Origin of the sequence: Photobacterium kishitanii (genome assembly GCF_003026355.1) — a bacterium.
In the GTDB taxonomy this organism is placed as follows: domain Bacteria; phylum Pseudomonadota; class Gammaproteobacteria; order Enterobacterales; family Vibrionaceae; genus Photobacterium; species Photobacterium kishitanii.
Genome location: NZ_PYON01000007.1, coordinates 217,681 through 226,404, shown reverse-complemented (window position 1 = coordinate 226,404; position 8,724 = coordinate 217,681). Strand labels below are relative to the sequence as shown.

Below are 8,724 nucleotides of genomic sequence, written 5' to 3'. Positions count from 1 at the left end.
GTTTATAGTAGTACAATTTGCTCGCTTAGCTCAGTTGGTTAGAGTACTTGCATGACATGCAAGGTGTCACTGGTTCGAGTCCAGTAGCGAGCACCATTTTCAAATAAACGGCTTAACAGCAGTTTATAGTAGTACAATTTGCTCGCTTAGCTCAGTTGGTTAGAGTACTTGCATGACATGCAAGGTGTCACTGGTTCGAGTCCAGTAGCGAGCACCATTTTCAAATAAACGGCTTAACAGCAGTTTATAGTAGTACAATTTGCTCGCTTAGCTCAGTTGGTTAGAGTACTTGCATGACATGCAAGGTGTCACTGGTTCGAGTCCAGTAGCGAGCACCATCTTTTAGATACGAAAAAGCCTGCTTTTAGCAGGCTTTTTCGTATCTGGATCATAACAATAGCAATCTATAACCCCGTTTAGCGACAACCTATCCATAATTGGGTAATATTCGAGTCTATTAGAATAATTGACGATATGACTATGAAAATTACTGTTGATGGTGGCTCATTTAAAGTATCAATTGATACTGAATTTGAAGGCTTACTAACTGAAGCTAATGCTGTTTTTAAAGAAACATTAGTGCAAGCTAAATCAAACGACAAAGCTATCTTACGTTTTCTACAAATTATCCTAGAACACCGCGACAGCGATGATGCAATTGGCTATGCCGTATTAGGTTTACTCGGCTGGTATGACTCAGCAATTACTCCAGTAACAGATAACGATATTGAATTAATTTTACCCAAAATCGTACCACACTTACTTAATCCCGCTGGGGATATTAATGCTACTAGCGATAATGACGCTGCAACATTCCAGCATTGATTTACGCTATTCCAGCATTAAAAAAGCCACTCATAAAGAGTGGCTTATAACATTATCAATAATGTATTAATCACTTTTCTTGGCTGATGTTAACTGTTGCCAGTATTCTCTAATACTCCAGCGCCTTACTTTTGCCATCACCACATAAGCAATTGGCACAACAAACAACGAAAATACAGTCCCGAATATCAATCCCCCCACCAGCACAAGACCGATATTAATTCGTCCAATTGATCCAGGTCCTACCGCAAATGCTAATGGTAACGAACCAATAATCATCGTGAATGATGTCATCAGTATTGGTCTTAAACGAGACTTAGCACTCGCAATAGCAGCATCATAAGCATTTAAGCCGTATTCTCGTTGCTGTTTATTTGCAAAATCAACCAATAGAATACCATGCTTAGTCACAAGCCCAACCAGCGTCAATAATCCGATTTTAGAGTAAATATTGAGACTCTGACCAAAAGCACTTAAGGTTAATAATGCCCCCACTAAGCACAGTGGTACAGTCAACATTATAATCAACGGTTCAATGAAGCTTTCAAACTGCACAGCTAAAATTAAGAATACAAAAATCAATGCCATAGCGAAAATTAACACCATACCATTCGAAGAATCTTGCAGATCTTTTACTACGCCATTAAATTGATATTGCTGCCCTTTTTGCAACAACTTAGGCAGATGCTGATTCACAAATTGCTGCACATCACTAGCATTATAACCAGGCATCAAATCTGCCGTAATCTCAGCACTATCAAGCCCCATAAACGTTTTAATATGAGACTCAGCAGTCACTTGCTTAATCGTTACAAACTGCGATAACGGTAGTGCTTGTCCTGTTTTAGACAAGACATATAATTTATTTAATACCTTAAAATCACCTAATGATTTTTTATTTACTTGCACTTGAATCGGGTAAGTATAGCCATCTGCCATTTTTAGATCCGCGGCTTTTACCGATCCTAAAAAAGTAGATACCGCACTAGTAACATCAGCATAATCAACATCTGATAACACCACTGCATTTTGATCTATTTTTAAATCAAATCGTAATACATCACGATGCATTGAATTACTGACATTGGATACTCCCGCATAATTCTCTAGTACTTTCTCAACTTTCGTCGCGGTACTACCTAATGCCAATGTATTTTTATTGAGCGTGGTCAATTCAAGTACTAGGCCTGATGGTAAATTCAAATTATCTGCTGAACGAACTGACATCGAAACACCATATTCCGACACCGTCGCTTTAGCTTTTGCCATTAAGCGACTAATAATTTGCTCAATATTTTGTTTCCGTTCATCCCATGGTTTTAACACCAAATGATTTTCAGGCGTCGATTCAATATAAGACATATTAGCTTCAATTGCGGGATCACCATTAAAGACACTATTCAACTGGGCATTATTTTGCAAATGATAAGCTCGCCCTACTCCTGACGGGGATTTAGTCGATACTGAAATAAAACCTGTATCTTCAATTGGTAATAACGTTTTAGGCATCCACCATACTGCAACTGTTGACGCGCCTATCAGTAATATAGCAATAGCAACTAACCACTTTTTCTTGGTAAAAACGAATCTTAGCAGTTGTAGGTATTTAGTTGTTAGCTGATTAACTTTAGCCTCGACCCACACAAACCAAGCCGGTGAATGAATAACTGGTTTTAATATATAAGCACTCATCATTGGGGATAATGTTAAAGCTATAACACCTGAAATTAATACTGCCGCAGCAAGCGTAAAAGCAAACTGGTGAAATAAATCAGCGGTTAACCCTGACATAAAACCTATCGGACAGTAAACCGTCGCCAAGGTTAAGGTCATTGCAATAACAGGAGCCACAATTTCTTTACTGCTTGCTATTGCAGCATCTAACGGTTTTTTACCTTGCTCAATATGCCGAAAACAGTTTTCAACCACCACGATGGCATCATCAACAACCAAACCAATGGCAAGAATAATTGCTAGGATCGTTAATACATTAATACTAAAACCCAAAGCAGCCATAACAGCAAACACACCGATGACACACACAGGAATCGTAATCAATGGAATAAGCGCAAATCGGATTGAGCCTAAAAATAGTACGACCACAGCAGCGACTAATACAATCGCTTCAATTAATGTTTTAAACCCTTCATCAATCGAGGCTTTAATAAAATCAGCTTGGTTATAAACCATTTTCATTTTAATGGAGCTAGGAATATTCATTGATGCCATCGCAGCTTTAACTCGCTGAGCGACAACAACTGGGTTCTCACTTTTAAGCGGTAATGTCTGAATCGACATCCCTAATTGACCATTAATATGCAATATTGAAGGTGTTAAACTTGCATCGTCTTTAACAACATTCGCAACATCATCAACACGTACAATATTACCATTATCGTAACGCACCACTAAATTGCGCACATCATCAACACTACTTACCGAGTTCACCGGATTAATTGAGAAGTCACGGACCTGACCTTGGATTGTTCCTGCTGTAAAAGTGGCGTTATATTTACTTAACGTGCTGACCACATCAGTAGCGGTAATGCCAAGTGACATCATTTTTTCTGGATCAAGCCAAACATGAATAGCTTGGCTACTCCCGCCGTATGGCCCCCACACACCACCGACTCCAGGTATATGACTAAACTGAGGAATAAGTTGCTGACTAATAAGATTATACATTTGTTGCTTGGTTATTTTTCCCTTTGCAACAAAGGTAATAATATTACTTGGCAGCGCATTTTCTGAAGAATCATCCGTTACCACTGGTTTATCAATCATACTTGGAGGAAAGTTATTAATCGCCTCCACTTTACTGCGCAAGTTATTCATTAAACTCGCGTATTTCACATCAGATACATTATCTTTAAAAAAGACTTTTAAGGTACACGTCCCTTCTTGGCAGTCAGTATTCATATTTTTAACTGACTCTAAACCAGTCGCGGCAGAAATAAGTTTATCCGCTACATTATCAGACATAAACTCCGCACTTGCGCCTGAAATATTCGCTGTAACCGTCGCATTCGGAGCACGATGATCTGGAAAATATTGCACTGGCAAACTTTGTAAGGCCACCACGCCTAACAACACAATCGCAATGCAGAGCACACACGAATAGATCGGATGTTTAATACAAACCTCAGGCAGCTTCATGCTTAGCTCCTTGATTTGAGCTATCGGTGATTTTTTGTATTGGTTTATTTGAAGGAGAGGATTGTTGCGTGGTTTTTTCTGCCGAGGATGACGGTAAAGCTGATGCTGTGGATGCTTGGAGCTTAACCACAGAATCTGGTTTTAAGTTTTGCTGCCCTGCAACGACAACTTTGTCATTTACATCAAGACCTTTTTTAATCACCACATAACCATCATTGGTGTTATCACCGAGAACAACAGGCTGTTGTTTGACTCTCTTACCATCATAAAGCCATACATAGCGCTTATCACCATCAACAATCACTGCTGTTTGAGATACGATTGGGTAAGTGACATTTTTAGCGGAATGTTGCGTCACTTTGGCAAACATACCCGGTATCAGTAATTTATCGGTATTTTTGATATTTGCTTGAACATCAATACGACCCGATTGTGGATCCACTTCAGGCGCAATGTAATTAACAACGCCAGTGAAATGTTTATCTTTATAAGCATCAACAGAAATAGTGACCTGCTGATTAGATGCCGCTTCAGCTAGCTCTTGTTGGCTAATAGAATAGGTAACTTGCACAGGATCGTTTTTGATTAACGACACCACGACATCATCAGAACTAATACGGCTACCAATAGAGTATTTGAAATTAGTCAAACGACCATTAAATGGCGCTATTAATTGGTAATTCAATAAAGCATCTTTTTTTTGTTGTACATCTACTTGTACTAAATGTGTTTGTAGTTGTTGATTCTCAATGTCTTGCTTTGATATCGCATCAGGCTGTTTTTGTATCAACGCTAACATACGATGTAATTTAGAGCGCTCAATCGCATCTTGTATTTCAGACTTTTGAAGTTCTGCTTTTGGCTGCGTACTATCAAGTTTCGCAATGACATCCCCTTTATGAACATAAGCACCATCAGGAAAGCATTTTGTTATTAATTTTTCGGAGGCACTAAAGGTTAATGCTGTAGAATCAACGGCAGTAATTTTACCTACTTCCTGAAAGTCTTGGTTAAACGTTCGATTTTTTATATTCTGAATTTTAATCGGAATTGATGACGTTTTAGCTGGCTCACTCGCCAACGAAGATAATGTTGTAAACAGCATAGGGAAAACCAATACACCAATTAAAATTCTGCTCTTATACTCCATAATAGTGCTCTACTTCATGTAAACCATGCCTGTAGGGTATCAATATACGCTCATTGTTCGTTAAAATACTGTCAATATATAAAAGCTACTTATGCCTTGCATAACAAATAGTTGCCTTGTGAATACATTTGCTTATCTTAAAAATGTCATAAAAAAAGCGGTGATTACTCACCGCTTTCGCTCATTTATTAAAAAACATTTAATCGGTTATAGCTGAACCCAAGCTTCTGACCAATAGTAACTATCGCCAGGTGCATAAGCTGAGTTATTACACCATCCTGTTGCTGGCCATGGCTTACATTGATAAATATTGCCATCAATTGCAGTTACTTTATCCCCTGCTTTATAATTTCCATTAGCTTGATAAGCTGGATACTCTCCCTCAACTGGCGGTGTGATCTCTGGTTTTGGAATAGAACAACCACTATCTGCAATTTGTTTCCAAACCCCCCATTCGCCAGTAGTACTTGGTTCTTCTGCTTGGGTCCACCAGCCAGCTTGCCATAATGCACCTTTATGCGATACCTGATCACCAGCAACATAAGTTGCCGTTGCTAACCATAGATTGTCACATGCGGGTTCACCTTCAACGGTTACCGTACGTGTCGCAGTTACAATATGACTCGCACTATCCACTATCTGGTAAGTCAATACATAACTACCAGTAATATCTGTATTTACGCTACCTGAAATTTGAATATTTGCCGTTAAATCACCATCTTCAGCATCCATAGCCTGCACACCGATACGCGGATCAAACATTTCACCTAAAGTAATCGTACTATCATTAATACCCGAGAAAGTCGGTTTTTCACTAAACACTTCAACCTGTCTAACCGTAACCGTTTCTGATGCTGCACTATCATAAGCTTTATAAGTTAATGAGTAGTAGCCTGCAGTAGTATTATCAACAGTACCCTCAACGACAATTGAGGCACTTACATCACCATCGTAATCATCAATAGCCGACACACCAGCCATTACATCAAAATACTGACCTTGCTGAATCACTACATCAGTTACACCATAAATAGTCGGCGCTTCCCCTGCTTCCGTCGTTGTAATCTGAGCCTTTAAAGTGACGCTAGCAGGCTCGATCGTTAAACTATCAAGTTGTTCATTACCACAACGTACTTCCGCTTGATAAGGTTGTAAGGCCGTTTCAATATTAATATGGAAACGATTCATCATTCCTGCTTGTAAACGGCGATTATGTAGATTAAAAGTTTTGGTACCACCATTACGAGTAAACACATCTAATTGACACGAAGAGTCTGTAAAACCATCAGCATATACAGAACCATAAGCACCATGTAAGGCAGGATAAATATAGCTTGGAAGCGTCTTATCAGGATCGTAATAACCGACCAGTGTTGTTACAGGAATGCCTTGCTTATAAGGTGTTAACTCAATTGATTTATTTAAAATATCGCTATCAACACTTTGCCACTGGCCATTAATAAACTTAAACGCATATTTATTGCTATGATTTAACGCTATTGTCGTTTGATTATAATGAATATACGCAGTCCAACCTGCCCATGATTCAAAGCTAATTATTTTACCTTCTAGACTATCATCGGTTGGTAAATAAAAATCACGCGCCCAATAACCATTACCAAGACCAAGTTTAACTGCATCCGCTTGTGCGAGTAACGTCTGGAATTTATCACTCTGTTCACCAAATTGATTTAGGCTGTCGTTATCACTTATATACTTAATAACAAAGGCTAAATCATCAGCAGCACTATTTGTCCATGGCTGCATTTGCTGTAGCTCGTGGTTCCATTTACTGAAACCTGTTGGCGATAAAGCATCAAAATTGGCTTTATTTTCTAGGAAATCTTGGAAAATACTTAATTCATAAGGAGTATGAAGTGTGTAGGCATTATATTTTGCATGTTGTGGCCAACCACCAGACATAGTACCAAACCCGAAACTATGACCGGCAAATGGCTGAGCACATTCACCCTCATAACATGATGTTTGGTTATTAATCCCTTTACTAAAGTTAGGAATAAAGAGATTTTTATGAACATCCCATCCCCAAGTTGAGTTTTTATTTATTGAGCTATTATGGACAGCGCCTTTAAAGCCACCAGGGTAATGATTACCGACACCAAACTCATGACCGACTTCGTGACTAAATTCATTCCCTGTTGAACTAACAACAGAAGCAACACCGCGATAAGACCCCAATAAACCGTGGTTAATCACACCACTACTATAATTACCACGAGAGTTATTTACAGTAACTTGTGCTGCATGATAAACCGCATCAATATTCCACTGACTTTGTGGTCTAACACTAGAAGAGTTAACGCCATAGTTCGCACTATTAATACCAGAAGAAATTAATTCACGTGCAATACGATAATGCGAGTCACTGCCATAAGCATCAGCTGTACTTGGATCGACATCCACTAACAAACGACCATCAGGTAGCATGATTTCTGTTAGGTGAACAGCTTGATAAGGGTTAACTGTCAGCTTACTAATTTGAGTATTTTGAAAATATTGGCGCTGAAGTTCATGATCTTTAATAAAGACAAACTCATCTCTTGGTGGTGTTAATAGACCAATATCGACTGCGTTTAAAATTAAATGCGTATACGCACCAACGCTAATTTCATTGACTAGGCCTTCTTTACCACTTTCACTCACAAATGATAATTGTAATCCGGGTAACACGGCTTCTGCGGGTAAAATAGCTGAATAAGCTTTGTCACTATAAGCAATACGGTTAATATCCTGATCTGCTTTTGCATACCAAATACCATCTATATTTTTATAAGTTAGCTCATTACCATTACTAATAGTATCTGTACCTTGAGAGTACGTAATCGTAGAGTTATAACCCGCCCAAGAGGTAAAGGTTACCGTTTTATTATTAAAAGCAGGATCATCGGCTAGAATAAAGTGTTGCGCCCAACTACCATCACTCGTCGTTACATTAATGGCATCATGCTCAAGCAATAATGCTTTAAAGACTGCTTTACCTTGTTCACCTTGAATGGCGTGTAGTGGTCCATTACCAGAAACAGTATGCGAAAATACGTCCGGTTTAGTAATGTTTAATTGCTGATCTATTTGACCGACAATCTTTGGTAAGTTCTGTGGCGATTGCATCAATACCTGATGAACCACTTCTCCGCGTGTATTTTTCGCGATTAATGTAATAGATTCATCACTGATAATCTCGCCAACACTTGGTTCAAACAATACCAATGCTTTTCGTAATGAGACTAAATGTGGTTGGCGATCATCTGCAATTTTATTCACAGATTGCATAATCACACTTTGTGCGAGGCTAACATTACCGGGTAAAGTACCTTGGGTATCAGACGGTAACTCTTTCTGATTAAAATAGATTTTACCTGTCGTAACCTCATTTGCTATGGTGGTATTACCGTAAACTGACATCATCAGCACCGGGAAAATACTCGCTAAATATTTTACTTTCATTATTGCTACACTTAGTTATATATAATTTAAAATAATATAATCTATAAGCATTAATCATATGAAAGCATTAATTAACTTACATTGTAACCAAATGTAATTATGGGCAGGTGGCTATAAGCAGAATATAC

The 8,724-nt window shown here is 38.5% G+C and carries 4 protein-coding genes and 3 tRNA genes; 4 read left to right on the top strand and 3 right to left on the bottom strand.

All coding sequences use genetic code 11. The features are described from left to right. The first annotated feature begins 19 nt into the window (after positions 1 to 19). The 4 genes from C0W29_RS10630 (at position 20) to C0W29_RS10615 (ending at position 825) form a co-directional block, all read left to right on the top strand. Positions 20 to 96: transfer RNA gene (locus tag C0W29_RS10630), tRNA-Val, on the top strand. Positions 97 to 140: 44 nt separating this feature from the next. Continuing rightward, positions 141 to 217, top strand: a tRNA-Val gene (locus C0W29_RS10625). 44 nt (positions 218 to 261) lie between these two features. Then, a tRNA-Val gene (locus C0W29_RS10620) sits at positions 262 to 338 on the top strand. Between the two features lie 142 nt (positions 339 to 480). Next, on the top strand, positions 481 to 825 hold the full coding sequence (locus tag C0W29_RS10615) for a hypothetical protein (RefSeq protein WP_036795116.1): 345 nt from the start codon (positions 481 to 483) through the stop codon (positions 823 to 825). Between the two features lie 66 nt (positions 826 to 891). Here C0W29_RS10615 and C0W29_RS10610 read toward each other — a convergent pair whose 3' ends face one another. The 3 genes from C0W29_RS10610 to C0W29_RS10600 form a co-directional block, all read right to left on the bottom strand. Next, positions 892 to 3,981 (bottom strand): efflux RND transporter permease subunit, encoded by a 3,090-nt coding sequence (locus C0W29_RS10610; RefSeq protein WP_045044410.1) that lies wholly within the window; start codon positions 3,979 to 3,981, stop codon positions 892 to 894. Continuing rightward, entirely contained in the window at positions 3,968 to 5,131 is a 1,164-nt protein-coding gene (locus tag C0W29_RS10605; RefSeq protein WP_045041500.1) for an efflux RND transporter periplasmic adaptor subunit, read from the bottom strand. Before C0W29_RS10605 ends, C0W29_RS10610 begins: the two co-directional genes overlap by 14 nt. Positions 5,132 to 5,338: 207 nt before the next feature. After that, positions 5,339 to 8,596: a M66 family metalloprotease gene (locus tag C0W29_RS10600; protein WP_045044409.1), complete on the bottom strand. Its 3,258-nt coding sequence runs from the start codon at positions 8,594 to 8,596 to the stop codon at positions 5,339 to 5,341. Positions 8,597 to 8,724: the final 128 nt, after the last annotated feature.

Excerpts from the sequence above, each read along its gene's own strand:
- C0W29_RS10605 (WP_045041500.1), bottom strand. The coding sequence starts at position 5,131 with ATGGAGTATAAGAGCAGAATTTTAATTGGTGTATTGGTTTTCCCTATG.
- C0W29_RS10615 (WP_036795116.1), top strand. The coding sequence starts at position 481 with ATGAAAATTACTGTTGATGGTGGCTCATTTAAAGTATCAATTGATACT.
- C0W29_RS10610 (WP_045044410.1), bottom strand. The coding sequence starts at position 3,981 with ATGAAGCTGCCTGAGGTTTGTATTAAACATCCGATCTATTCGTGTGTG.
- C0W29_RS10600 (WP_045044409.1), bottom strand. The coding sequence starts at position 8,596 with ATGAAAGTAAAATATTTAGCGAGTATTTTCCCGGTGCTGATGATGTCA.